The sequence below is a fragment of the Streptomyces sp. NPDC051578 genome (assembly GCF_044454045.1).
Classification (GTDB): Bacteria; Actinomycetota; Actinomycetes; order Streptomycetales; family Streptomycetaceae; genus Streptomyces.
In genome coordinates this window covers 1,850,501-1,871,123 of record NZ_JBITDH010000001.1, presented here as the reverse complement: position 1 = coordinate 1,871,123, position 20,623 = coordinate 1,850,501, and the positions used below count along the sequence as shown (strand labels likewise).

Genomic DNA, 20,623 nt, shown 5'->3' with positions numbered 1-20,623 from the left:
TTCCGTCATATCCTTCCCCCCTCTCTCTATGCGCGTAGAAGGAAGCACTCCATGGACGTCATCTCCGTCATCCGCACCAAGCGCGACCGCGGCGAACTGAGCCCCGAACAGATCGACTGGGTCATCGACGCGTACACGCGCGGCGTCGTCGCCGACGAGCAGATGTCGGCGCTGGCGATGGCCATCCTGCTGAACGGCATGAACCGGGCCGAGATCGCCCGCTGGACCGCCGCGATGATCGCCTCGGGCGAGCGGATGAACTTCGACTCCCTCTCCCGCCCGACCGCCGACAAGCACTCCACGGGCGGTGTCGGCGACAAGATCACCCTGCCGCTCGCCCCGCTCGTCGCCGCCTGCGGCGCGGCCGTGCCGCAGCTCTCCGGCCGGGGCCTCGGCCACACCGGCGGAACCCTGGACAAGCTGGAGTCGATCCCCGGATGGCGCGCGCTGCTCTCCAACGAGGAGATGCTGAACGTCCTCGACACCACCGGCGCGGTCATCTGCGCGGCGGGTGACGGCCTGGCCCCCGCCGACAAGAAGCTGTACGCGCTGCGCGACGTGACCGGCACGGTCGAGGCGATCCCGCTGATCGCCTCCTCGATCATGTCGAAGAAGATCGCCGAGGGCACCGGTTCGCTGGTCCTGGACGTGAAGGTCGGATCCGGCGCCTTCATGAAGAGCATCGAGGACGCGCGCGAGCTCGCCTCCACCATGGTCGCCCTCGGCACCGACAGCGGCGTCAAGACGATCGCCCTCCTCACCGACATGTCCACCCCGCTCGGCCTGACCGCGGGCAACGCCCTGGAGGTCCGCGAGTCGGTCGAGGTCCTCGCCGGCGGCGGTCCCGCCGACGTCGTGGAGCTGACCCTCGCCCTGGCCCGGGAGATGCTGGACGCGGCGGGCATCAAGGACGCCGATCCCGCGAAGGCCCTCGCCGACGGCTCCGCCATGGACGTGTGGCGCCGGATGATCGCGGCCCAGGGCGGCGACCCCGACGCGGCCCTGCCCGTCGCCCGCGAGCACCACGTCGTCACCGCCCCCGCCTCCGGTGTCCTGACCCGGCTGGACGCCTACGCGGTGGGCGTCGGCGCCTGGCGCCTGGGCGCGGGCCGCGCCCGCAAGGAGGACCCGGTCCAGGCCGGCGCGGGCATCGAGCTGCACGCCAAGCCGGGCGAGACGGTCACCGCGGGCCAGCCATTGATGACCCTGCACACCGACACCCCGGAGAAGTTCGAGTACGCGCTGGCCGCTCTGGAAGGCTCGTACGACATCGCCCCGGCGGGCACCGCGTTCACCGCGAACCCGATCGTGCTCGACCGCATCGCCTGACCCGCCCTCCCGAAAGGGGCACTGAACCCCGTCGGCGCGGCTCCCCGTCCGGAGCCGCGCCGACGGCTGTCCGCCCGGCTCCCCGTCCGGAGCCCGACGGCTGTCCGTCCGGCCGGCGGACCCGGGACCGATGAGTTCGGCGGCGGAGCCCGGTCAACCCCTCGTGGAGATCAGAAGACTGGTGCTGCCCGGCCCCGGCGTGACCGGCGAGGACGCCGGGCGGCTCGACGCGCTGTGCCGCGACGGCCCCCGCCCCCTGTGGGTGGTCTGCGCGGCCGGGGCGCTCGCCGCCGCCGGGCTCGCCGAAGTGGACGGCCTCGCCCGCCTCGCGCTCGCCGCCCGCCGGGCCGGGGTCCGCCTCAGCGTGACCGGGGCCGCGCCGCAGCTACGCGCCCTGCTGGACCTCGTAGGACTCGTCGAGCTGCTCGGGGAGCCCGAACAGCGGGAACCACCGGGCGGTGTCGAGGAAGGCGTTCAGGCCGACGATCTTCCCCTCTGAGATCTCCAGCACCTGGAGCGCCCACGGCTCGTGCCCGGGCCGGCCGTCCTGCCGGGGGCGGTACTGCCCGAAGGCCGGCATGCCGTTCGCCGTCGTCGGCACGAGCCGGGACCCCTTGCAGCCGATGCCCTGGTTCAGGTGCCACGCGGCGATGTCCGCGTGCCCCTGGAGCCACAGGTCGAACGGAGGCATCGACAGCACCGCGTCCTCGTGCAGCAGGGCGGTGAGCCGGGAGATGTCGTACGCCTCGAAGGCGCTCAGGTACCGCTCCAGCAGCTTCGCCTGGTCCCCGTCCAGCGGGTCCGCCGGATCGCTCGCGCGGATCCCCCGGCCGGCGAGGGTGGCCCGCGCCCGCTGGAGGGCGCTGTTCACCGACGCCACCGTCGTGTCCAGCAGCGTCGCGACCTCGTCCGCCTTCCAGGCCAGCACCTCGCGCAGGATCAGCACGGCCCGCTGCTTCGCCGGCAGGTGCTGGAGCGCGGCGACGAAGGCGAGACGGACGGACTCCTTGGCCAGCGCCGCCTCAGCGGGATCGGCGGTCTGCGGCAGCACCCGCCCGTCCGGCACCGGCTCCAGCCACGTCACCTCGGGCCGCTCGCTCAGCACGGCCGACGCCTGGTGCTGCGGCGCGCCGAGGTCCATCGGCCGGGCGCGCTTGTTCCCGGCGTTCAGCATGTCCAGGCAGACGTTGGTCGCGATCCGGTACAGCCAGGACCGCAGCGAGGAACGGCCCTCGAACTTGTCGTAGGCGCGCCACGCGCGCAGGTACGTGTCCTGCACCGCGTCCTCGGCGTCGAAGGACGAGCCGAGCATCCGGTAGCAGTAACCGGTGAGCTCGACCCGGTAGCGGTCCATCGCCGAGTCGAGTTCCGGGCTGGTCGCGAGGTCACTCATGGCTGCCGTCCCCCAGTAGTTCCACTACGTCGAAAACTACCGGAGGGGTCTGACAACGGCAGCCCGACCGCCCGGCGCCGCGCGGAGGACGGCCCGGGCGCGCCCGGCCGGACGGCTCAGGTGCCGGGCTTGCGCCCGTACACGAACACGTCGTCACCGCTCCGCAGCAGGTTCCAGTACGCCTTGGCGTCCGCCGGGCGCATGTTGACGCAGCCGCCGGAGCCGGGCGGGCTCCACACGCTCTTCTCGACGGAGTGGAAGGCGATGCCGCCGTCGAAGAACTGCGCGTACGGCATCGCCACGTCGTAGAGCGTCGACCAGAAGTCGATGTCGCGGTAGTAGATCTTCTTCCGGCCGGTCCGCGTCTCGGTCCCGTCCTTGCCCGTGCGCACCGGGACCGGCCCGTACACCAGCTTCCCGCCGTCCTGGACCCAGCTCAGCTGGCGCGTCAGGTCCACGCAGGCGATCCGCCCCAGGTCGACCGGGCACGCACCGTCCCGGTTGGGGGTGTTGCCGGCCGCCCGCTGCGCCAGCATCACGCTCATCGTCTGCCAGGTGAGCGGCCCGGCGTACCCCGCGGCCGGGGTGATGCCGTACGTCGCCTGGAACGACCTGATAGCCGTGCAGTCGGCCGCCGACTGCACCCCGTCCACCGGCCGCCCCAGGAACTGCTCGACCTGCCGCTGGTAGGGCCCGGTGGTCGCGGTGCAGGAAGCGGCCTGCGCCGTCCCGCCCCCGACGACCAGCAGCGGCGCCGCCAGCGCCACCGCCGCCAGTGCCGCCGTCCGGCCCCTCGTACGCGTTCGTCGATTCCGTGTGGATGTCACATGCGCCTCCCCACCGCATTCCTTCCCTGCCCGGGGGCCGAACGTGCCGGAGCCCGGAGCGTGATGGGCTCCGGGCTCCGTAAATCCCCTGGTACCGATGTCGTAGGGGCGCGTGCGCACACCGTCGTATCAGCGCATCGCGGCCAGTGAGGCGGGGCGGCGCTCGGCGCGCGCCACGCGCGACCCGTACAGGGTGATCGACGCGACGCCCACCACCGCCACCAGCGCGATCCCGACCGTGGCCGCCCACCCGGAGGCGTGGTAGGCCAGCGCACCGAGCGTGCCGCCCGCGCTCGAACCGAGGTAGTACGCCGACTGGTAGAGCGCCGACGCCTGCGCGCGACCCGAAGCCGCCGTCCGGCTCACCGCCGCCGAGGCCACCGCGTGGCCCGCGAAGAACCCGGCCGTGATCAGCACCAGGCCCGCCAGCACTGCGGCCAGCGCGTCCGCCAGCGAGAGCAGCAGCCCGAGCGCGGTCGTGGTCACCGCCAGGTAGAGCGCCCCGCGCCGGCCGATCCGGGCCACCAGCTGCCCGGCGGCCGCCGAGGAGACCGTACCGACCAGGTAGACCAGGAACACCGACCCGACGACGCCCTGCCCCAGCGAGAACGGCTCGTCCACCAGGCGGTATCCGATGACCGTGTACACCGCCCCGAACACCGTCATGAACAGCGCGCCGATCCCGTAGAGCCGCAGCAGCAGCGGATCCCTCAGGTGCCCGGCGACGGTACGTCCCACCGCGCGCGGGTTCAGCGACGCCGGCCGGAAGAACCGCGCCCGGGGCAGCAGCACCGCGAACGCCGCCGCGCACACCAGAGCCATCAGCCCGACCGTCAGCAGCCCGGCCCGCCAGCCCCACAGCTGCGCCGCCCAGCCGGTGACGATGCGGCCGCTCATCCCGCCGATCGAGTTGCCCGCCACGAACAGGCCGATCGCGCCGACCAGCGCCTTCGGCCTGACCTCCTCGGCCAGGTACGCCATCGCGGAGGCGGGGATCCCGGCGATCGCCGCGCCCTGCACCGCGCGCAGCGCCACCAGCCACTCCAGGTTCGGGGCGAACGGGACGAGCAGGCCGACCCCGACGGCGAGGGCCATCGCGCAGGTCATCATCCGGGTCCGCCCGAAGCGCTCGGACAGGGCGCTCAGCGGAAGGACGAACAGCGCGAGCGCGCCGGTGGCGGCGGACACCGTCCAGCTCGCCTGGCCGGCCGTCACGCCGAAGTCGCCGGAGATCGCGGGCAGTAGCGCCTGCGTGGAGTAGAGGAGGGCGAAGGTCGCCAGTCCCGCGGCGAAGAGCGCGAAGCTCATCCGGCGGTAGCCGGGGCGGCCGGGGGAGAGGGGCTGCGGTGCGGGGGACGACGGAGTGGAGGCACCCGGGATGACGGGTGCCCCGGTATGAGCGGGAGGCATGCAACGACCGTAGACCCGGGCCGTTTCATGCGTCCAATGCACAGAATCGCGATAATCGATCCACTCATGCATCAACCCAGCTCAGAGAGGTGCATGTCAATGAGTCGTTACGAAGAAGACATCCCCGTGACAAGTCTGCTGGCCCCCCGGCTCGCGTATTTCGTCGCGGTCGCCCGGCACGAGCACGTCACCCGCGCCGCACACGAGCTGGGAGTGCCGCAGTCCACCCTGTCCCGGGCCATGGTCCGCCTCGAACAGGACCTGGCCGTCACCCTGTTCGCCCGCAAGGGCCGCACCGTCGCCCTCACCACCGCCGGGCGCACCTTCCTCGCCTCCGCCCGGCGGGCGCTCGGTGAGATCGCCCGCGCCGCCGAATCCGTGCAGCAGGACGCCGACCCGGCCTCCGGCAAGGTCGCCTTCGGCTTCCTGCACACCCTGGGTTCCGAGACCGTTCCCGGCCTGATCCGCGCCTTCCGCGCCGACCACCCGAGGATCCGCTTCTCCCTCGTGCAGAACTACGGCGAGGCCATGCTGGAGCGGCTGCGGGCCGGGGAACTCGACCTCTGCCTGACCTCCCCGCTCCCCGACGCCCCCGACCTGGTGGCCCGCCGGCTCGACGAACAACGGCTGCGCCTGGTCGTGCCCGACGACCACCGCCTCGCGGGCCGCAAGCGCATCCGCCTCGCCGAGGCCGCCGAGGAAACCTTCGTCACCCTGGAGCCGGGCTACGGGCTGCGCCGCATCACCGACGACCTGTGCGCGGAAGCGGGGTTCACCCCGAGGGTCGCCTTCGAGGGCGAGGAGGCGGAGACCCTGCGCGGTCTCGTCGCCGCCGGTCTCGGCGTGGCCCTGCTGCCGCCGCCCGCCGTGGCCCGCCCCGGCGTGGTGGAGCTGACCGTGACGGCGCCCCGCGCGGTCCGTGAGATCGGCGTCGCGTGGCTCGACGGACACCCGGACACGCCTCCGGTGGCCGAGTTCAAGCGGTTCCTGCTGTCCCGTCGGGGCCGGCTGCTTCCCGAGCCGTGAAGGGGACGCCCGCGCCCGGAGGGGGCCCGGCCGTCGCGGCGGGCAGCCCGGCCACCGGTCCGGCGGACGGCCCGGCGGACGGCCCGGCCGACGGCCGCGTCGTCGTCCCGGTCGACAGCAAGTACCCGGCCTGGAAGCGGGACTTGGCGCCGACGGCCCGCATGATCCCGGCGATGTGCCGTTGGCAGGTCCGCTCCGACATGCCCAGCCGGCGCGCGATCACCTTGTCCTCCAGCCCCTCCGCCAGCAGCCGTACGATCGTCCGCCGCAGCTCGTCCGTCAGCGAGCGGGCCGCGTCCGGACCCACCGTCACGGGGAAGGGCTCGGCCGCCACCCAGGACCGTTCGAACGCCGCCTTCATGAAGTGCACGACGTTCGGCTCGCGCACCACCAGCGCCGCCCCGCTGCGGTCCGGCACCTCCATCAGCCCCGTGCGGCCGTCGAAGACCAGCATCCGCATCAGCCCGTCGCCGAGGGTGCGGACCTGCGCGCCCAGCGCCGTCACCCGTTCCACGTAGGCCGCGGTCGGGCGCGAGTAGCGGGCCGTGTGCTGGTAGACGGTCCGCATCCGCACCCCGCGCGCCAGCAGCGCCTCGTCCCGCCCGATCGCCTCCTCCAGCGACTCCGGCGGCCGGCCCCCGCCGGGCTGCGAGGTCAGCAGTTCGCACTCGGCGCCCGCCGCGAGCTCCGCGATCAGGCCCCGTACCGCCCCGAGGTCGGTCACCAGCTCCAGGTGACCCGACCCGCTCGGGTCCCGGCGCGCGGCCCCCGCCTCGTAGGCCGGGACCAGCTCCTCCAGCCGTCCGCGCAGCCGGTCCATCTCGTCGTGCGTCTCCCGCACGAGCAGCGCCAGGGGGGCCAGGGCCCGGGCCGCGGCCGCCCGGGGAGCCACCGCGCTCCACCGCTCCGGGCCCGGACCGGGAGCCCGTTGCAGCAGGTGGGCGGCGGACAGCTCGGTGAGGGCGGTACCCGCGCGCGCACCCAGGGCCGCGACGGCCTCCTCGGCCGCGAAGGCGCGCCGCTCCACGGCGTACGCGTACAGGCGCCGCGCGGCGGGACTCAGCCCGTCGCCCCGGGCGCTCCCTTCGAGGTCGTCGGCCGGCATGAACCCATTTCTCCCTGTGGGTGGGGTTTTGTAAACCCCTCGTATTCCCGCAAGGCGGCAAGACGATGCCTGGCCGTGGCCCTGGGGCGCATGCCGGAACGGCACAGTGGGGTGCGGCCCGAGGGGAAGGGCCAGGGGGAAAGCAGCGGAAGACGCGCCGGACCGGCCGTGGCCGTCCGACCGTGAGGGGGCGGATCGGCGGGCCCGGGCCGGGCCGGCGCGTCGCCCGTCGTCGTGGCAGGCCGTTGTCGCGGGCCTTGCGGTCGGTTTCAGCCGGACGGCTTCGCGTAGTCCTTGAAGCCGGTCCAGTCGACGGCGACCACCGGCTCGTCGCCCACGACCCAGGCGTCGTGCCCGGGCGCGATCTGCATGTAGTCGCCGGGGCCGTACTCCTCGCTCGCGCCGTCGTCCATGACGACCTTCATCCGGCCGCTCACCATGTACCCGGTGTGCGCGGCCTGGCAGCTGTCCGTGCCGGCGAGCGGCTTGATGTGCTCCGACCAGCGCCAGCCGGGCTCGAAGACGGCGCGGCCGACCGAGCCGCCCTCCGTCTGGATGACGTCCAGCCGGCCCTTGCCGTCCTGGAACGGACGCGTCTCGTCCGCGTCGTCGAAGTTCTTGCGCAGGATCTGGGCCATGCCAGGTCACCTCCCGTGGAAGAAACCCCCGAGGCCAACCACCCGAGTCCACTTCCCACTTTACGCGCGCACGGCGCCGCGGGCCGGGCGGATCAGCCCCGCAGCGAGCGCCCGAACCCCGAGGCCAGCGGCATCCGCAGGCCCAGCGGCGGAGGCGCGGCGAGCGCGTCCGTCACCGGCCGCGAGTACCGCCCCGAGAACATCGCGCCGAGGACGAAGTCGACGCCCAGGGCTACCACTTCCGCCTGGTGCTCGCGCAGCCGGTGCCCGTCCGAATGCACCTCGAACCGGCACGTGGAACGATTCGCCTTCTTCGCCCGCGCCGCCAGCAGGAAGGACGACTCCGGGTCGCAGCGCCCGTCGTCGGTCCCGTGCACGATCAGCACCTGCCGCCCGGCGAGCTGCTTCACCGGCTCGGGGGAGTCCGGGGCCCCGTCGGTGGAGGGGGCCAGCGCCAGCACCGCCTGCACGGCCTCGTGCCCGGCCGCCCGCAGCGCCGCCAGGCCGCCGGCGTCGTACCCCGCCAGGCAGACCGGCACGTCCCCGTACCTGCGTACCGCCTCGTCCGCCGCCCACCGGGCGTCGTCCTCGCGGGCGCCCGCCCCGTGCAGCACCGGGTGCGCGGCCAGGCCCTGCGCCCCGCCCGCCCGGGCCAGCGCCCGCGCGAGCGGACGCAGCGGACCGGGGGAGAATCTGGACCCCCCGGGGAGCAGGAGCACCACACCACTGACCGTCGAGACCGAGCCGTTCGCGCCGGCCGCCCGCCCGAGGCGGGCACCGCGCGCCGGCGGCGCATGCTGTGCCATGGCGGAACAGTCTCAGACTGACAGGTGTACGCCACCCCTCCGTACGGTCACTGTTACGTATCGACGGTTCACGCCGACCCCGCGCTCTACGCGCGTAGGAGCTAGAGTGCCCAGATGACGAGCGACACCCCGAACCTGCCCACCCCGGATCAGATCCGCCGTGCCCCCAAGGTGCTCCTCCACGACCACCTCGACGGTGGCCTGCGCCCCGGGACCATCATCGAGCTGGCCCGCGAGGTCGGCTACGAGAACCTCCCCGAGACCGACGCCGACAAGCTGGGCGTCTGGTTCCGGGAAGCCGCAGACTCCGGCTCCCTGCCGCGCTACCTGGAGACGTTCGCGCACACCTGCGCCGTCATGCAGACGAAGGCGGCGCTCTTCCGCGTCGCCGCCGAGTGCGCCGAGGACCTGGCCGAGGACGGCGTCGTGTACGCCGAGATCCGCTACGCCCCCGAGCAGCACCTGGAAGCCGGCCTGACCCTCGAAGAGGTCGTCGAGGCGGTGAACGACGGCTTCCGCGAGGGCGAGCGCCGTGCGAAGGCGAACGGCCACCGCATCCGCATCGGGGCCCTGCTGACCGCGATGCGCCACGCGGCCCGCGCGCTGGAGATCGCCGAGCTGGCCAACCGCTACCGCGACAACGGCGTGGTCGGCTTCGACATCGCCGGCGCCGAGGCCGGGTTCCCCCCCACCCGCCACCTCGACGCCTTCGAGTACCTCAAGCGCGAGAACAACCACTTCACGATCCACGCGGGCGAGGCCTTCGGCCTGCCGTCGATCTGGCAGGCCCTGCAGTGGTGCGGCGCCGACCGCCTGGGTCACGGCGTGAAGATCATCGACGACATCGAGGTCTCCGCCGACGGCTCCGTGAAGCTGGGCCGCCTGGCGTCCTACGTCCGGGACAAGCGCATCCCCCTGGAGATGTGCCCGACCTCGAACCTGCAGACGGCCGCCGCCGCCTCGTACGCCGAGCACCCGATCGGCCTGCTGCGCAAGCTGCACTTCCGCCTGACCGTCAACACCGACAACCGGCTGATGAGCGGTACCAGCATGAGCCGCGAGTTCGAGCACCTGGTCGAGACGTTCGGTTACACGCTGGAGGACATGCAGTGGTTCACCGTCAATGCGATGAAGTCCGCGTTCATTCCTTTCGATGAACGACTTGCGATGATCAACGACGTGATCAAGCCGGGCTACGCGGAGCTCAAGTCCGAATGGCTGTTCCGGCAGACCGCTTCGACCAGCGGTTCCGTCTCGGCTTAGGCCAGGGCGTGACATGAGCGGGGCGTCCGGGAAGAGTCATTCCCGGACGCTTTCTCATATCTAAGGATGTTTGCGGGTCGGGGTTTGAAGTGACTAGTTTGCGGAGCCGCTCAATTCCCCGTCGCAAGGACGATTTTGATGAAGAAGTCAGCTGCCAAGACGCTCGGTGTCGCCGCCCTGGGTGCCGCCTTCGCCGCCGTCGCCGCCGGTTCCGCCTCCGCCGCCGTCCCGGCCGTCGGCCTGACCGACGCGCTGGGCACCGCCACCGGCGCCGTCCAGGGGCTCACCAGCCAGCAGCACATGGGTGCCAAGGAAGGCCAGGACGCGAGCGACCCGGGCGAGGCGCTCGGCACGGTCACCAGCCTCCTCGGCGGTGTGCCGCTCAGCAACCTCGGCAGCTGACGCGCAGGCCCTGCCCGTACGCGTAATCCGCACGTGTGATCCGCACGGGCGCACCCGTGGCGCACACCCTTTCGACCAGGTGTGCGCCACGTCGCGCGGTGTGCCACGATCACCGGCAACTGCCCGCCGAAGCAAGGTGTTTGGGGACTCGGTCATGCGCATGAAGGCACGGTTCACGGCACGGCGGCGGACACGGACGGCGAGCGCCGTCCTACTGCCCGCCCTGCTCCTCGCCGCCACGGGTTGCGGCGGCGCCGCGGACGACCCCGGCGCGGCGCCCGACGCGAAGGGCTCCGCGGCCCCGCGCGCCACGGCCACGCCCCCCGCAGGCCCGGCCACGCCGGCCTCCCCGAAGGCCGCCGCGAGCAGGCTGGAGCGCGCCGCCCTGGAACCGGGCGACCTCGACGGCTACCAGATCTCCGCGCAGGGCAAGAACCCCAACGCCCCTTCCGGCCAGCCCCAGGCCGACCGGAAGGCGTGCCAGCCCCTCGCCGACGTCATGGGCGACAAGCCCGACCCGGCCGCACGGGAGACCGTCAACCGCGGCCTCGGCTCGCAGAAGCAGGTCGGCCTCGCCATCTCCGCCTCCGTCAGCTCCTATGCCGAAGCCGACGCCAAGCGGCTGATGGACCGGCTGCGCGACGCGGTGGCCGAATGCGGTACGGGTTTCTCCGCCACCGTCCAGAAGCAGACCGGCAGCTACCGCGACGTGAAGCCCGTCGCCTACAAGACCGGTGGCGACGAGAACGTCAGCTGGACCACCACCGCCGTCGCCGCGGGCGTCTCGGCGCAGGTCCACCTCGTCGTCGTGCGCCAGGGCGACACCGTCGTGCGGCTGATGGCCCTGAACGTGGCCGATGCCGCGAAGAAGGCGCAGCTGCCGCAAGAGGTGGCGGACAAGCAGCTCGAAAAGGTCCGCAAGGCCGGCTGAGCGGACGCGCGGGCGGCCGGGGGCCGGCTACCAGGCGGTCTGCGCCGAGCCCGCGCCCTGCTTGTCGTTCGGCAGCAGCAGCCACAGCGCCAGGTAGATCAGGAACTGCGGGCCGGGCAGCAGGCACGACAGGACGAAGATGATCCGCATCGTCCGGGCCCGCATTCCGAAGCGTCGCGCGAGACCGGCGCAGACGCCACCGATCATCCGTCCGTCACGGGGGCGGGTAATCGCGCTCATGGGTTTCTCCTCGTATCTCGGAACCGCTTTCTTGCGATGCCTCAATACTCGCGGGGAACCGCCGAAAGGACCTCGGTCCAGGGGCTCACCTCGACCCTGGTAATTCTCGGGGTGGGCCCCTGAGAGCGCCGCAGCCTGGCCCTGAGGGCCGGCACCACCGCCGCGTGCACGAGCAGTACACCGGCCGTGTTCAGCAGCACCGAGTCGACGTCGACGACCTGCCCCGGAACCCCGCTCTGGAGCATCGCGATGCTCAGCGAGATCAGCGCGGCCGCGGCTCCCGTACGGGCGAGCGAGGACCACGCCGCCAGCGGTGACCTCGCGAGCCGCCCGCCGGCCAGCGGCAGCAGCACCCCGAGCGGGGCCAGCAGGGCGAGTCCCCCGCCGATCCGCCGGGCCGCCTCCAGGGGTCCGTACGCCAGATCGGCGCGGATGCCCTCCAGCGGGGTCAGGTTCGCGGCCGCCGCCCACGGCACGTCCAGCGGCCGCAGGGTCAGCCAGCCGACGAGGAGGAGGTGGGCGGCCAGCAGGGCCCCGCCGAGGAGCCGGAGCCGGAGGTGGATGGCTGTGGCGGCGTTGTCGCCTGCCTCAAGACGCTGCACACCTGCGAGGACGCAGCCCCCGGTGGCTGCGGTTCCGCTCCGCTCCGGTGTGACGGGACCCACCTACCGCAGCGCCAGCAGCACGATCAGCAGCACCGCGCCCGCCGCCGCCGGCGCGATGACCTCGTACGACCACCGCACCTCGACCCCGCCCTGGGCGCCCTCGCGGGCCGCCCCGCGTTCGGCCAGCTCCTGCAGCTCGTCCACGACCTTGTCGGCGAGGGCCCGCTGCGGCCCCTGGGAGACCGCGCCCGCCGGCTGTGCGCCGCCGGCGGCCGTCTTGACGCCCCGGCCGTGCAGGCGCTGCGCCTTCTTGCGCTCCCGCAGGGACACCGGGACCGACCACAGCTGGTACTTCTCGCCCTCGGCCAGCACCTCCGCCGAATATCCGGCGCGCACCGCGTCCACGCGGGCCCAGGGCAGCTCGATGACCCGGAAGGGGTTGCGGACCCGCATCCGGTCGTCGTTGGCGAAGACGGCCGGCCGGATGGTGAACGCGACGGTCAGCGGCACGGCGCACAGCGCGACGGCCAGGCCGATCCAGCGCGTGCTGCCGTCCCCGTACACGACGGCGTCCCCGCACAGCCACACGATCAGCGCGAGGGTCAGGACCCCGGTCACGACGGCCATGGACGAGCGGTAGACGCGATCGGCGTAGACCGGCTCGTCAGGGGGCTGCTGGCTGCTCATGCGCCCGATTCTGCCTCACGCCGTCTCAGCCGACGAGATCGGCGTACAAGATGATGTTGTCGGGCCGGTGGCCGTCGGTGAGCTCGCCGCCGCAGGTGATGACGCGCAGCTCCGGACGGGTGGTGTTCCCGTACACCTTGGCGGTGGGGAAGGCCTTCTTGCCGACCTGCTCCAGCTCGCGCACCCGGAAGACCGCGGTGCTGCCGTCGGCCCGGCCGACGCTGATCAGGTCGCCGGTGCGGACGCGCGAGACGTCCTTGAGCACGCCGGGCCCGCGGGCGGTGTCGAAGTGCCCGATCAGCACGGCCGGACCGGTCTCGCCGGGGGTGACGCCCTTGGTGTACCAGCCGATCTTGTCCCCGTCGGAGACCGAGGGCACCTCGACGGTGCCGTCGGCGGCGAGGCCGAGCCGCAGCACGGGGGAGGCGTCCACCCCGGCCGAGGGGATGCGCACGCGTACGGGCGCGGAAGCCGGCAGGGGCGCGGCCGGTGCCCCCACCGCCGGGGCGGCCGCGGGGGTGATGGCCGGCGGCGCGGCCGGGACGGGGGCGGCGGTGGTGGCGCCGCCGCAACCGGTCAGGGCGGCGGCGAGGAGTGCGGCGGCCAGGAGCGGGCGTACGCGGTGGTTCATCGGGGCTCCGGGAAAACGAGGGCCGGCGGGCCACCGCGGAGGTGGCCCGCCGGAGGGCAGGACGAGGGGACGTGCCGTGCGCGTCAGCGCTGGGCGCGGCGGCGGATCAGGAAGGCGGCCCCGACCGCGGCCAGCACGGCGGCGAGTCCGGCGCCGACGGCCATGGTGGTGGTGTTGCCCGTGTCCTCGGCGGCGATCTCCGCTCCGGCGGCGACCCCGCCCTGGGGCACGACCACGGTCTGCGCCCCCGTCTGCGGCTTCACGTCGGCGACCGGCTCGACGCTGATCCGGGAGGCCGGCTTGGCGGCGGCCGTGGCGGTGGCGGTGGCGGACGGGGTGGCCTTCGGCGCGGGCTCGTCGGCGCCCTGGTCCTCGGTGACCTTGTAGTCCGGCTTGCAGCCCTTGGGCAGGGCCGGGAAGGAGGTGTGGCCGAGCGGCGTGTCGCCGCCCTGGGCCTTCCACTCGAAGGTGGGCGCGGCGCCGCTCGGGTTGACGATCCGGGCGATGATGCCGTCGGACGCGCGCAGCGCCGGGAAGGTGCGGTCCAGGTGGCGCCAGTTGTCGTCGACGTCCGTGCGGATGGTGACCGCCGGGCCCGCGGTGGACATCGACACGTCGGCGAAGAAGGCCCCGCCGAGGGCGACCGACTTGGCCGCGGTCCCGCAGACCGGGCCGGCCTTGCCCTTCGGCAGCGGGTAGGACTTGGCCACCCCGTCCGTGGTGACGACGAGCACCGGGGCGGCCGTGTCCGCCTTGCTGAGCGCCAGTTCCAGACCGTTGGCCGTCAGGGCCGGGTGCGCGCGGTCCACCACCGCCACCACGCGGAGGATGTAGTTGTCTCCCGGCTTCCAGTTCGGGCCGACCACGCGGATCCAGGCCTCGGGGCCCTCGGCCTTGTTGCGCAGCACCGCGACCAGACCCTTGCCGATGTAGACCGGCTCGCCCGTGTAGCGGCTGTCTTCCGACGCCGACCCGGTGGCCGCGGCCCCGGCAGGGGTCTGCGGGGCGGGCGCGGCGAGCGCCGTCGCGGCCGGCGCGAGCAGGGCGCCGGCGAGGGCGGCGGTGACGATCGAGGTGCGGACGGCGGAACGCATAACGACTCCAGGAAGCATTGTCGCGGGAAGGTGGAGAGTCGCATGCCCCTTTTTCTCTACGGGTTCTCTGCCGAGGCTTTCATCCGGTGAGGTCTGGCGGGCTGCTGAAGAGAAATTTACGGATCTTGTGCGACCGGATCGTGGGGTTCCTGTCCGCGCCGTGTAACAGGAAAAGCGGAGGTCAGCGGTCCGCTGGGCGGCCCGCGGCCGGACGCGTACCGCGCCCGGCTGCGGAGGGCCGCGCACAGAGGTGCACCGGCGGGGGGTGACAGGTCGCTACGCGCGTAGATATGCTCATCTGGTGACCATGCCCACCACCCTCACCGCATTCGCTGACGTGACGACGTCCGACAGCGCGCTGCGCCGCTTCCTGCACGGGCTGCCCGGCGTAGACGCAGTCGGACTGGAGGCCCGCGCGGCCTCCCTCGGCACCCGCTCGATCAAGACGACGGCCAAGGCGTACGCCATCGACCTGGCCATCTCGATGATCGACCTGACCACGCTTGAGGGTGCGGACACCCCGGGCAAGGTGCGGGCGCTCTCCGCCAAGGCCGTCAACCCCGACCCGACCGACCGGACGACGCCCATGACCGCCGCGGTCTGCGTCTACCCGGACATGGTGGCGACCGCCAAGGCCGCCCTGAACGGCGCCGACGTCAAGGTGGCGTCCGTCGCGACCGCCTTCCCGGCCGGCCGCGCCGCCCTGCCCGTCAAGCTCGCCGACACCCGGGACGCCGTCGCCGCCGGGGCAGACGAGATCGACATGGTCATCGACCGTGGCGCCTTCCTCGCCGGCCGCTACCTGGAGACGTACGAGCTGATCAAGGCCGTCAAGGAGGCGTGCGTCCGTGAGGACGGCAGCGCCGCCCGGCTGAAGGTCATCTTCGAGACCGGCGAGCTGTCGACCTACGACAACATCCGCCGCGCCTCCTGGATCGGCATGCTCGCGGGCGCCGACTTCATCAAGACCTCCACCGGCAAGGTCGGCGTCAACGCCACCCCCGCCAACACCCTGCTCATGCTCGAAGCCGTACGCGACTTCAAGGAGCAGACTGGAATCCAGATCGGCGTGAAGCCGGCCGGCGGCATCCGCACCACCAAGGACGCGATCAAGTTCCTGGTCCTGGTCAACGAGACCGTGGGCGAGGACTGGCTGAGCAACCACTGGTTCCGCTTCGGCGCCTCCAGCCTGCTCAACGACCTGCTGATGCAGCGCCAGAAGCTGAGCACCGGCCGTTACTCCGGTCCCGACTACGTGACGGTGGACTGATCACCATGGCATCCCTTTTCGAGTACGCACCGGCCCCCGAGTCGCGTTCCGTCGTGGACATCGCGCCCTCGTACGGGCTCTTCATCGACGGCGAGTTCACCGACGCCGCCGACGGCAAGGTCTTCAAGACCGTCTCGCCGTCGTCCGAGGAGGTCCTCTCCGAGGTCGCCCAGGCCGGCGCCGCCGATGTCGACCGCGCCGTCAAGGCCGCCCGCAAGGCCTTCGAGAAGTGGTCCGCGCTGCCGGGCTCCGAGCGCGCCAAGTACCTCTTCCGCATCGCCCGGATCATCCAGGAGCGCAGCCGCGAGCTGGCCGTCCTGGAGACCCTGGACAACGGCAAGCCGATCAAGGAGACCCGCGACGCGGACCTCCCCCTGGTCGCCGCGCACTTCTTCTACTACGCGGGCTGGGCCGACAAGCTCGACCACGCCGGCTACGGCGCGAACCCGCGCCCGCTCGGCGTCGCCGGCCAGGTCATCCCCTGGAACTTCCCGCTGCTGATGCTCGCGTGGAAGATCGCCCCCGCGCTCGCCACCGGCAACACGGTCGTCCTCAAGCCCGCCGAGACCACCCCGCTGTCCGCCCTGTTCTTCGCGGACATCTGCCGCCAGGCCGGACTGCCCAAGGGCGTCGTCAACATCCTCACCGGATACGGCGACGCGGGCGCGGCCCTCGTCGAGCACCCCGACGTCAACAAGGTCGCCTTCACCGGTTCCACGGCCGTGGGCAAGAAGATCGCCCGCCACGTCGCCGGCACCGACAAGAAGGTCACCCTGGAGCTGGGCGGCAAGGGCGCCAACATCGTCTTCGACGACGCCCCCATCGACCAGGCCGTCGAGGGCATCGTGACCGGCATCTTCTTCAACCAGGGCCAGGTCTGCTGCGCGGGCTCGCGCCTGCTGGTCCAGGAGTCGATCCACGACGAGCTGCTGGACTCCCTCAAGCGCCGCCTCTCGACGCTGCGCCTCGGCGACCCGCTCGACAAGAACACCGACATCGGCGCGATCAACTCCGCCGAGCAGCTGGCCCGGATCACCGCGCTCGCCGACACCGGCGAGGCCGAGGGCGCCGAGCGCTGGTCCCCGGCGTGCGAGCTGCCGTCCTCCGGCTACTGGTTCGCGCCGACGCTGTTCACCAACGTCACCCAGGCGCACACCGTCGCCCGCGACGAGATCTTCGGCCCGGTGCTGTCCGTGCTGACCTTCCGTACGCCCGACGAGGCCGTGGCGAAGGCCAACAACAGCCAGTACGGCCTGTCCGCCGGCATCTGGACGGAGAAGGGCTCCCGCATCCTCGCGGTCGCGAACAAGCTCCGCGCGGGTGTGGTGTGGGCCAACACGTTCAACAAGTTCGACCCGACCTCGCCCTTCGGCGGCTACAAGGAGTCGGGCTTCGGCCGCGAGGGCGGTCGCCACGGCCTGGAGGCTTACCTCGATGTCTGAGTCGACGACCCGTCTGAACGTCTTCAAGACCTACAAGCTGTACGTCGGGGGCAAGTTCCCCCGCTCCGAGAGCGGCCGGGTGTACGAAGTGACGGCGAAAACATCGTCGGGTGGCAAGGGCAAGTGGCTGGCCAACGCCCCCCTGTCCTCCCGCAAGGACGCGCGCGACGCGGTCGTCGCCGCCCGCAAGGCCTTCGGCGGCTGGTCGGGCGCGACCGCGTACAACCGCGGTCAGGTCCTCTACCGCATCGCCGAGATGCTGGAGGGCCGCCGGGAGCAGTTCGTCCGCGAGGTCGGCGAGGCCGAGGGGCTGTCCAAGTCCAAGGCCGCTGCCGTCGTGGACGCGGCCGTCGACCGCTGGGTCTGGTACGCGGGCTGGACCGACAAGATCGGCCAGGTCGTGGGCGCCGCCAACCCGGTCGCGGGTCCGTTCTTCAACCTGTCCACGCCGGAGCCGACCGGTGTCGTCACCGTCGTCGCGCCCCAGGACTCGTCGTTCCTGGGTCTGGTCTCGGTGGTCGCGCCGGTCATCGCGACGGGCAACACCGCCGTGGTGATCGCCTCGGAGGAGTCCCCGCTGCCCGCCCTGTCGCTGGGCGAGGTGCTGGCGACGTCCGACCTGCCGGGCGGTGTCGTGAACATCCTGTCCGGCAAGGCCGCCGAGATGGGCCCGCACCTGGCCTCCCACCAGGACGTCAACGCGATCGACCTGGCGGGCGCCGACCCGGCGCTGGCCAAGGAGCTGGAGATCGCCGCGGCCGACAACCTCAAGCGCGTCCTGCGTCCACAGCCTGTGGACGACTGGACCGCGGACCCGGGCACGTCGCGCATGACGGCGTTCCTGGAGACCAAGACGGTCTGGCACCCCACGGGTTCGCTGGGCGCGTCGGGCTCCTCGTACTAGGAGCACCAGGCGTACGAGGAGTACCGGGAACCCCAGGAGTACGGGGAGCACCGGGAGTACTCGGAGCGCCGCGCGAGAACCGGCCCCGGCAGCGTCCCCCGCGCTGCCGGGGCCTTTCCGTCACTCCCCTGCGGGCAGCAGCGGGCCCAGGAGCGAGCCCGCGGCGGCGGTGGGCAGTTCACCGACCGAGGGGCCCTGGGTCAGGACGCCGGTGACCATGGTCGTGCCGACGGCCGGGAAGTCCGCGACCTTGGTGCCCACGCCGTTGTCGAGTGGGTCCACGCCGGTGTGGGCGAGCGGGTTCACCTTCAGGTTCGCGATCGGGTCGGTGACGCCGGCCAGGGCCGCCGGGACGGAGAGTTCGCCCGCTTGAGCGCCGCCGGCGGCCATCGTCAGGGCCGCACCGGCCATCGAGAGGGTCAGGCCTGCGGTACGGAGTGCTGCCATGAGGATCCCGCCTTGGTCTGTCGTAGTCGCGTGCGCACGCAGCGTAGTGGAGGGCCGGGCCGGGTTTCCAACCGGCGGTCCGCGGGGGCCGGGTGTGCCGTGGGCCACCGCGTGTGAGAGTGCTCGCAGGACCCGTCACCGATGTACCGATACGACAGGTGATGGTTCACACTGGTGTCCCGTGAGCTCCTCCTCTCCCCTCCCCACCCGCGTCGTCCTGCTGACCGGACCCTCGGGCTCCGGCAAGTCCTCGCTCGCGGCCCGCTCGGGCCTGCCGGTGCTGCGCCTGGACGACTTCTACAAGGAGGGCGACGACCCGACGCTGCCGCTGGTGGAGGGCAGTACCGACATCGACTGGGACTCGCCGCTGTCGTGGGACGCGGAGGCGGCGGTGGCCGCGATCGAGGAACTGTGCGCGGCGGGGCGTACCGAGGTGCCGGTGTACTCCATCGCCACGTCCTCGCGGACGGGGTCGGAGACGCTGGACATCGCCCGGACGCCGCTGTTCATCGCGGAGGGGATCTTCGCCGCCGACATCGTGGCCCGGTGCCAGGAGCTGGGGCTGCTGGCGGACGCGATCTGCCTGCGGGGGCGGCCTTCGACGACGTTCCGCCGACGGCTGGCGCGGGACCTGCGGGAGGGGCGCAAGTCGGTTCCGTTCCTGCTGCGCAGGGGGTGGCGGCTGATGCGGGCGGAGCGGGGGATCGTGGCCCGGCACACCGCGCTCGGCGCGTACGCCTGCTCCCGCGACGAGGCCCTCGGCCGGCTGGCCGCCTCCGCGGCGGGCCGCCACCGCACCCCGACCCCGGCCTAGCACTGCCCCGGGGAACCACCCGGCCTCCCCCCGTCCGGATTCCGCCGCCGCCCCCTCCGCCCCCTCCGGGCCGGCGATCCCGCCCCGCCCGCGCGGCTCCGCCGCATCACCCCGGTTCTGCGCCTCGGTGCCTCGGCGTCTGCGCCGCGCCACCCCGGCCTCGCGGCTCCACCGCGGTGCGTTCTGGCGCCGGGGCGCATGTTTCAGCCTCGCCGGCGTTTGAGGCGCGGGGTCTGGGGCGGAGCCCCAGGGAACCCGGCTCCGCCGGGCACCGGGCTCTGCCCGGACCCGCGCCTCAGGCTCCCCCGGCCACCGCTGGGAGGCGCCCCGCGCGGCTGGAGTTGGCCGGCGGCCCGGGTTGGCCTGCGGGGCGGTCGGCCTGTGAGGCCGGAGGCTGCGGCCGTGCCGGGCAGAGCCGCGGGGCGGCGGGGTGGGGCTCGGACGCCGGCCAGGCGCACGGCATGCGAAGAGGCGGGATCATGCGGACCCCCGACCGCTTGATCCCGCCTCTTCCCCCCGCGGCCCCCGCCCCACCCCCGTGGGACGGGCCCCCTCGGCCCGATGGTCTTCGTCAGGCGACGAGTTCCCCGAAGGACTCCGCCTCGTCCCGGCCGAAGCTCAGGACGTCGTCCTCGCGCAGCCTCCGCAGCGACCGCCAGATGCTGGACTTCACCGTGCCGACGCTGATGCCGAGGATCTCCGCGATCTCCGGGTCCGTGCGGCCCTCGTAGTACCGCAGCACCAGCATCGTCCGCTGCGGCTCCGGGATCCGGGTCAGCGCCTGCCACAGCACCGCCCGCAGCTCCGTACCCCGCATCGCGTCCGTGTCCGAGGCCGTCTCCGGCAGCTCCTCCGTCGGGTACTCGTTCAGCTTCCGCCGACGCCACGCGCTGATGTGCAGGTTCGTCATCGTGCGCCGCAGGTACCCGCCGACCGCCGCCTTGTCGCTGATCCGGTCCCAGGCCCGGTACGTCGAGAACAGCGCGCTCTGCAGCAGGTCCTCCGCCTCGTACCGGTCGCCGGTGAGGTGGAACGCCGTCGCGAACAGCGCCGCGCGCCGTTCCTGGACGTACGCGGTGAATTCCGCCTCCGAGGAGGACGGCTTCGCCGGAGCGGGAACCGCCTGGTAGGTGTTCGCGTCAATGGCTACAGGATGCGTCGGCCGCTGACGGGCGACCGTCGCCGTACGGACACCCGCCCGGCGGTTCGCATCGTGCAGCCGCGTGACGACCGCGCTGGTCGTGGTGCTGTGCAGCGTGTTCATCTCGCGCCCCCCGTCGTGGAGTCTGCTTCGGTCCGTCTCTGGTGAGAAGCCTGCCCCGCCGACTTAACCGCGGTGTCCTGCGACTGTCACAGCCC

General features: G+C 72.7%; 23 protein-coding genes. 10 read left to right on the top strand and 13 right to left on the bottom strand.

Annotated elements, in window-relative coordinates; translation table 11 throughout:
* Positions 1-51: 51 nt before the first annotated feature.
* Positions 52-1,329, top strand: coding sequence for a thymidine phosphorylase (locus tag ACIA6C_RS08410; RefSeq protein WP_399273777.1), 1,278 nt, complete (start codon positions 52-54; stop codon positions 1,327-1,329).
* 130 nt (positions 1,330-1,459) lie between these two features.
* On the top strand, positions 1,460-1,828 hold the full coding sequence (locus ACIA6C_RS08405; protein WP_399273775.1) for a hypothetical protein: 369 nt from the start codon (positions 1,460-1,462) through the stop codon (positions 1,826-1,828).
* On the opposite strand, the gene ACIA6C_RS08400 is transcribed toward ACIA6C_RS08405, so the two are convergent.
* The 3 genes from ACIA6C_RS08400 to ACIA6C_RS08390 all read right to left on the bottom strand — a co-directional run bounded on the left by ACIA6C_RS08400 (position 1,715) and on the right by ACIA6C_RS08390 (position 4,959).
* Positions 1,715-2,722 carry a sigma-70 family RNA polymerase sigma factor gene (locus ACIA6C_RS08400; RefSeq protein WP_399273772.1) on the bottom strand — a complete coding sequence of 336 codons (1,008 nt, stop codon included), beginning with the start codon at positions 2,720-2,722 and terminating at the stop codon, positions 1,715-1,717. The two genes, ACIA6C_RS08405 and ACIA6C_RS08400, sit on opposite strands and share 114 nt — an antisense overlap.
* Positions 2,723-2,838: 116 nt before the next feature.
* Positions 2,839-3,498, bottom strand: a complete 660-nt coding sequence (locus ACIA6C_RS08395; RefSeq protein ID WP_399274531.1) for a L,D-transpeptidase family protein — start codon at positions 3,496-3,498, stop codon at positions 2,839-2,841.
* Positions 3,499-3,678: 180 nt separating this feature from the next.
* A complete protein-coding gene (locus ACIA6C_RS08390) occupies positions 3,679-4,959 on the bottom strand; it encodes an MFS transporter (RefSeq protein ID WP_361129499.1) in 1,281 nt (426 codons plus the stop codon).
* A 99-nt stretch (positions 4,960-5,058) separates the two neighbouring features.
* Here ACIA6C_RS08390 and ACIA6C_RS08385 point away from each other — a divergent pair, with 99 nt between their 5' ends.
* Entirely contained in the window at positions 5,059-5,985 is a 927-nt protein-coding gene (locus tag ACIA6C_RS08385) for a LysR family transcriptional regulator (RefSeq protein WP_361129496.1), read from the top strand.
* Here ACIA6C_RS08385 and ACIA6C_RS08380 read toward each other — a convergent pair.
* The 3 genes from ACIA6C_RS08380 to ACIA6C_RS08370 all read right to left on the bottom strand — a co-directional run bounded on the left by ACIA6C_RS08380 (position 5,936) and on the right by ACIA6C_RS08370 (position 8,534).
* Positions 5,936-7,090: a LuxR C-terminal-related transcriptional regulator gene (locus ACIA6C_RS08380; RefSeq protein WP_399273769.1), complete on the bottom strand. Its 1,155-nt coding sequence runs from the start codon at positions 7,088-7,090 to the stop codon at positions 5,936-5,938. The genes ACIA6C_RS08385 and ACIA6C_RS08380 overlap by 50 nt on opposite strands.
* Positions 7,091-7,359: 269 nt before the next feature.
* Complete coding sequence (locus tag ACIA6C_RS08375) at positions 7,360-7,728, bottom strand: cupin domain-containing protein (RefSeq protein ID WP_361129490.1); 369 nt, start codon at positions 7,726-7,728, stop codon at positions 7,360-7,362.
* Positions 7,729-7,820: 92 nt separating this feature from the next.
* Positions 7,821-8,534, bottom strand: coding sequence for an alpha/beta hydrolase (locus ACIA6C_RS08370; RefSeq protein ID WP_399273767.1), 714 nt, complete (start codon positions 8,532-8,534; stop codon positions 7,821-7,823).
* Positions 8,535-8,648: 114 nt separating this feature from the next.
* Between ACIA6C_RS08370 and ACIA6C_RS08365 the strand changes: the two genes are divergently transcribed.
* The 3 genes from ACIA6C_RS08365 (at position 8,649) to ACIA6C_RS08355 (ending at position 11,130) form a co-directional block, all read left to right on the top strand.
* Positions 8,649-9,797 (top strand): adenosine deaminase, encoded by a 1,149-nt coding sequence (locus tag ACIA6C_RS08365; protein WP_361129487.1) that lies wholly within the window; start codon positions 8,649-8,651, stop codon positions 9,795-9,797.
* Positions 9,798-9,935: 138 nt separating this feature from the next.
* Positions 9,936-10,199 carry a hypothetical protein gene (locus tag ACIA6C_RS08360; RefSeq protein ID WP_361129484.1) on the top strand — a complete coding sequence of 88 codons (264 nt, stop codon included), beginning with the start codon at positions 9,936-9,938 and terminating at the stop codon, positions 10,197-10,199.
* A gap of 154 nt (positions 10,200-10,353) precedes the next feature.
* Positions 10,354-11,130, top strand: coding sequence for a hypothetical protein (locus tag ACIA6C_RS08355; protein WP_361129482.1), 777 nt, complete (start codon positions 10,354-10,356; stop codon positions 11,128-11,130).
* 27 nt (positions 11,131-11,157) lie between these two features.
* On the opposite strand, the gene ACIA6C_RS08350 is transcribed toward ACIA6C_RS08355, so the two are convergent.
* The 5 genes from ACIA6C_RS08350 to ACIA6C_RS08330 all read right to left on the bottom strand — a co-directional run bounded on the left by ACIA6C_RS08350 (position 11,158) and on the right by ACIA6C_RS08330 (position 14,387).
* Positions 11,158-11,370 (bottom strand): PspC domain-containing protein, encoded by a 213-nt coding sequence (locus ACIA6C_RS08350; protein ID WP_361129479.1) that lies wholly within the window; start codon positions 11,368-11,370, stop codon positions 11,158-11,160.
* 41 nt (positions 11,371-11,411) lie between these two features.
* Positions 11,412-11,972, bottom strand: coding sequence for a VanZ family protein (locus ACIA6C_RS08345; protein WP_366082936.1), 561 nt, complete (start codon positions 11,970-11,972; stop codon positions 11,412-11,414).
* Positions 11,973-12,035: 63 nt separating this feature from the next.
* On the bottom strand, positions 12,036-12,662 hold the full coding sequence (locus ACIA6C_RS08340; RefSeq protein ID WP_399273763.1) for a PH domain-containing protein: 627 nt from the start codon (positions 12,660-12,662) through the stop codon (positions 12,036-12,038).
* A 25-nt stretch (positions 12,663-12,687) separates the two neighbouring features.
* Positions 12,688-13,293, bottom strand: a complete 606-nt coding sequence (locus tag ACIA6C_RS08335; protein WP_399273761.1) for a class F sortase — start codon at positions 13,291-13,293, stop codon at positions 12,688-12,690.
* Positions 13,294-13,376: 83 nt separating this feature from the next.
* On the bottom strand, positions 13,377-14,387 hold the full coding sequence (locus tag ACIA6C_RS08330; RefSeq protein ID WP_399273759.1) for a hypothetical protein: 1,011 nt from the start codon (positions 14,385-14,387) through the stop codon (positions 13,377-13,379).
* A gap of 307 nt (positions 14,388-14,694) precedes the next feature.
* Between ACIA6C_RS08330 and deoC the strand changes: the two genes are divergently transcribed.
* From deoC to ACIA6C_RS08315, 3 genes are read left to right on the top strand one after another with little or no spacing between them, the layout of a single operon-like run.
* Positions 14,695-15,657: a deoxyribose-phosphate aldolase gene (deoC, locus tag ACIA6C_RS08325; RefSeq protein WP_329202401.1), complete on the top strand. Its 963-nt coding sequence runs from the start codon at positions 14,695-14,697 to the stop codon at positions 15,655-15,657.
* Between the two features lie 5 nt (positions 15,658-15,662).
* Positions 15,663-17,099, top strand: a complete 1,437-nt coding sequence (locus ACIA6C_RS08320; protein ID WP_361129464.1) for an aldehyde dehydrogenase family protein — start codon at positions 15,663-15,665, stop codon at positions 17,097-17,099.
* A complete protein-coding gene (locus tag ACIA6C_RS08315) occupies positions 17,092-18,003 on the top strand; it encodes an aldehyde dehydrogenase family protein (RefSeq protein WP_399273756.1) in 912 nt (303 codons plus the stop codon). The genes ACIA6C_RS08320 and ACIA6C_RS08315 overlap by 8 nt, the downstream gene beginning before the upstream one ends.
* Before the next feature lie 120 nt (positions 18,004-18,123).
* On the opposite strand, the gene ACIA6C_RS08310 is transcribed toward ACIA6C_RS08315, so the two are convergent.
* Positions 18,124-18,450, bottom strand: coding sequence for a hypothetical protein (locus ACIA6C_RS08310; RefSeq protein ID WP_399273754.1), 327 nt, complete (start codon positions 18,448-18,450; stop codon positions 18,124-18,126).
* 181 nt (positions 18,451-18,631) lie between these two features.
* Between ACIA6C_RS08310 and ACIA6C_RS08305 the strand changes: the two genes are divergently transcribed.
* Positions 18,632-19,264, top strand: a complete 633-nt coding sequence (locus ACIA6C_RS08305) for a uridine kinase (RefSeq protein ID WP_399273752.1) — start codon at positions 18,632-18,634, stop codon at positions 19,262-19,264.
* Positions 19,265-19,835: 571 nt separating this feature from the next.
* Here the strand turns inward: ACIA6C_RS08305 and ACIA6C_RS08300 are convergent.
* A complete protein-coding gene (locus tag ACIA6C_RS08300; RefSeq protein WP_361129452.1) occupies positions 19,836-20,528 on the bottom strand; it encodes a SigE family RNA polymerase sigma factor in 693 nt (230 codons plus the stop codon).
* Positions 20,529-20,623: the final 95 nt, after the last annotated feature.

Bases quoted from the DNA above. Each gene is read 5' to 3' on its own strand.
- ACIA6C_RS08385 (WP_361129496.1), top strand. From the start codon at position 5,059: ATGAGTCGTTACGAAGAAGACATCCCCGTGACAAGTCTGCTGGCCCCC.
- ACIA6C_RS08360 (WP_361129484.1), top strand. From the start codon at position 9,936: ATGAAGAAGTCAGCTGCCAAGACGCTCGGTGTCGCCGCCCTGGGTGCC.
- ACIA6C_RS08390 (WP_361129499.1), bottom strand. From the start codon at position 4,959: ATGCCTCCCGCTCATACCGGGGCACCCGTCATCCCGGGTGCCTCCACT.
- ACIA6C_RS08355 (WP_361129482.1), top strand. From the start codon at position 10,354: ATGCGCATGAAGGCACGGTTCACGGCACGGCGGCGGACACGGACGGCG.
- ACIA6C_RS08330 (WP_399273759.1), bottom strand. From the start codon at position 14,387: ATGCGTTCCGCCGTCCGCACCTCGATCGTCACCGCCGCCCTCGCCGGC.
- ACIA6C_RS08300 (WP_361129452.1), bottom strand. From the start codon at position 20,528: ATGAACACGCTGCACAGCACCACGACCAGCGCGGTCGTCACGCGGCTG.
- ACIA6C_RS08340 (WP_399273763.1), bottom strand. From the start codon at position 12,662: ATGAGCAGCCAGCAGCCCCCTGACGAGCCGGTCTACGCCGATCGCGTC.
- deoC (WP_329202401.1), top strand. From the start codon at position 14,695: ATGCCCACCACCCTCACCGCATTCGCTGACGTGACGACGTCCGACAGC.
- ACIA6C_RS08375 (WP_361129490.1), bottom strand. From the start codon at position 7,728: ATGGCCCAGATCCTGCGCAAGAACTTCGACGACGCGGACGAGACGCGT.
- ACIA6C_RS08335 (WP_399273761.1), bottom strand. From the start codon at position 13,293: ATGAACCACCGCGTACGCCCGCTCCTGGCCGCCGCACTCCTCGCCGCC.
- ACIA6C_RS08320 (WP_361129464.1), top strand. From the start codon at position 15,663: ATGGCATCCCTTTTCGAGTACGCACCGGCCCCCGAGTCGCGTTCCGTC.
- ACIA6C_RS08370 (WP_399273767.1), bottom strand. From the start codon at position 8,534: ATGGCACAGCATGCGCCGCCGGCGCGCGGTGCCCGCCTCGGGCGGGCG.
- ACIA6C_RS08405 (WP_399273775.1), top strand. From the start codon at position 1,460: ATGAGTTCGGCGGCGGAGCCCGGTCAACCCCTCGTGGAGATCAGAAGA.
- ACIA6C_RS08310 (WP_399273754.1), bottom strand. From the start codon at position 18,450: ATGGCAGCACTCCGTACCGCAGGCCTGACCCTCTCGATGGCCGGTGCG.
- ACIA6C_RS08380 (WP_399273769.1), bottom strand. From the start codon at position 7,090: ATGCCGGCCGACGACCTCGAAGGGAGCGCCCGGGGCGACGGGCTGAGT.
- ACIA6C_RS08410 (WP_399273777.1), top strand. From the start codon at position 52: ATGGACGTCATCTCCGTCATCCGCACCAAGCGCGACCGCGGCGAACTG.
- ACIA6C_RS08315 (WP_399273756.1), top strand. From the start codon at position 17,092: ATGTCTGAGTCGACGACCCGTCTGAACGTCTTCAAGACCTACAAGCTG.
- ACIA6C_RS08365 (WP_361129487.1), top strand. From the start codon at position 8,649: ATGACGAGCGACACCCCGAACCTGCCCACCCCGGATCAGATCCGCCGT.
- ACIA6C_RS08400 (WP_399273772.1), bottom strand. From the start codon at position 2,722: ATGAGTGACCTCGCGACCAGCCCGGAACTCGACTCGGCGATGGACCGC.
- ACIA6C_RS08350 (WP_361129479.1), bottom strand. From the start codon at position 11,370: ATGAGCGCGATTACCCGCCCCCGTGACGGACGGATGATCGGTGGCGTC.